Source organism: Candidatus Parvarchaeota archaeon (assembly GCA_016866895.1).
Classification (GTDB): Archaea; Micrarchaeota; Micrarchaeia; order Anstonellales; family VGKX01; genus VGKX01.
Genome location: VGKX01000176.1, coordinates 1 through 2,283 on the forward strand (window position 1 = coordinate 1; position 2,283 = coordinate 2,283).

The window sequence follows — 2,283 nt, forward strand, 5'->3', positions numbered from 1 at the left end:
TGATTTATTCATACAAGGATGCCAAGGTGGTGCCAACCAGCCTTGCCGCAACCCACACCGATGCAGCAGTAAGGGCATGCGGGAGGCGTGTTTGGTGCACAGTGCCCTCTCCAGGCAAGTTCCAGCTTCCAAATATCGCCTGTGCCGTGCTTGCCTTTGTCGGGATAAAAGGTTTTTTTGACGGAAAAGCGATTGCAGCAGGACTTGAGAAAACGGCTATGAGGGGGAGGCTTGAGACTGTTGGGACAGGTCCGCTTGTTGTGATGGATTGCGCTCACAACCCGCAGGCGTTTGTTGCCCTAAGCCAGACGCTTGGGATATTCAAAAAAAACCGGATAGTGCTTGTGTTTGGCGCCATGAAAGACAAGGATTCGCACGGAATGCTTAAGATTATAAGAAAAAAAATAAAGCATGTCGTGCTAACAAGCCCTTATGTGCGCGGAAGGGCGCTTAATGCAAGGCAGCTTGTGCCTCTTGTGAAAAAACTAGGGATAGGTTTTGATGTTGTTGACAGGCCGCAAAGCGCTGTTTCCAGGGCAAAAAAAATAGCCGGCAGGGATGGAATGGTGCTTGTTGCAGGCTCCATGTACATGCTCTCGCAGGCAAGGCACTGGAAAATATCGAGGAACCATTATTGAATGGGCAGGGAAATGGTGCATAATGATGACGATAAAAAAAGATATTGTAAGGGACACTGTGCTAATTGAAAGAAGGCAATTGTCGGTAGAGGACTACATGGAAAGAAGCTTGCGGGTTGTTGGCAGGCTTAGAGCAACACACATGTATGCAAAAGCAAAAAGCGTGCTTCTTTACATGTCCAAGGAAAGGGAGGTTTTCACGCATGGCCTTGTTGCAGAAGCTCTAAAGGAGGGCAAGGGGGTTGCGCTGCCGAGGACAAACAGGAAAACTGACTTGCTTGAGATTTATTTGGTAGATGATGCGGGAAAACTGACAAAGGGAAGCTTTGGCGTTGAAGAGCCTGTTGCAGACCAATCAAATAAAATTGAGGTTTCGCAGCTTGACTTGCTTGTAATACCAGGCGCCGCATTTGACAGGCAGGGCTTCAGGCTTGGCTGGGGCAAGGGATATTATGACAAGCTATTGGCCGGCCTTAAGAACTGTAGCAAAACATGCGCACTGGCTTTTGGCTTCCAGGTGCTCCGGCAGATTCCCCATGAGGCGCATGACGTGCCGGTTGACTTTATAATAACTGAAAGTGAGATAATAGACTGCCAAAATGAAAGAAGGAAATCCGGAAGCATTGAGTAGATATAGACTGCATGAGTTGGCTGTGAAATTGAAAGAATTTGCTGGTTTGTGGTTTGCATGGGATTCAAGGTTGCGGTTTTGGCATCTGGGCGCGGAAGCGATTTCCAGTCGATAATTGATGCCAAAGCCAGGGGTGAGCTGGATGTTGAGCTTGTTGGCTTGATTACAGACAACCCTGATGCAATTGCAATTGAACGGGCAAAAAAGGCAGGCATCCCCCACTTTGTTTTTGAGTTGAAAAATTTTCCGGAAAGGGAAAAATACGATGAGGCAATATTAAACAAATTGCAGGAGCTAAAAGCCGACTTGGTTGTGTTGGCAGGCTATATGAAGCTAATAAAAAGCAAAAAGTTGCTGCAGGCATATGAAGGAAGAATGATAAACATCCACCCATCGCTTTTGCCAAAGCACCCAGGCGCGCACGCGCACGATGCGGTGTTTGCGGCAGGCGAGAAGGAATCCGGATATACGATACACTTTGTGGACAGCTCGCTTGACGGAGGGGCGATTATCTACCAGGAAAAAGTTGACATAGCAGGCTGCAAAAGCCCAGGCGAGATTGCAGCAAAAGTCCTTGAGCGCGAGCATGTCGGCCTTCCGATGGTTGTAGGATGGTTTGCGCAGGGAAAAGTCAGGATTGGTGGCTGGGGCAAGGTTGAAATTTTATAAGTGAATGTGACTCTATAGCGGCGGCTTTATGGACCTAAACGGGGCATGGAAATCCACCTGCAAGGTGCTTTTGGGGGGTGAAATAGGCGATTTGGCAGGATATGAACGCTATCTTCTCAAATATGTCGAGCCTGTTGTTGAAAAAAAATCGTGCCTGTCTGGAAATAGCACCTATCTTTCTTCAGACCAATTTTCAGCAGGGGCGCACTTTATCAGCCAGAATGAAATCCCAAAATACCAAAAAAGGCTTGCTGATTTGCGCCTTGGAATCAATGAAATGAAGGACATTGAAAGCATCTTCTCGTCAATTTCGGAGGCTGCCTGCTATTGCGGGGATGTAGTGCT

At 47.6% G+C, this 2,283-nt stretch carries 4 protein-coding genes; all 4 read left to right on the top strand.

Annotation, left to right across the window (positions count from 1 at the left end; all coding sequences use genetic code 11):
* The coding region (locus FJZ26_05645; protein MBM3229891.1) for a hypothetical protein at positions 1-638 on the top strand (638 nt) is incomplete at its 5' end.
* Complete coding sequence (locus FJZ26_05650) at positions 559-1,269, top strand: 5-formyltetrahydrofolate cyclo-ligase (protein ID MBM3229892.1); 711 nt, start codon at positions 559-561, stop codon at positions 1,267-1,269. The genes FJZ26_05645 and FJZ26_05650, both read left to right, overlap by 80 nt.
* Positions 1,270-1,326: 57 nt before the next feature.
* The gene (gene purN / locus FJZ26_05655) at positions 1,327-1,938 is read left to right on the top strand and encodes a phosphoribosylglycinamide formyltransferase (GenBank protein MBM3229893.1); all 612 of its coding nucleotides are present in this window, start codon (positions 1,327-1,329) and stop codon (positions 1,936-1,938) included.
* Between the two features lie 28 nt (positions 1,939-1,966).
* Positions 1,967-2,283, top strand: a 317-nt coding sequence (locus FJZ26_05660) for a hypothetical protein (GenBank protein MBM3229894.1), incomplete at its 3' end; no start/stop codon positions are given.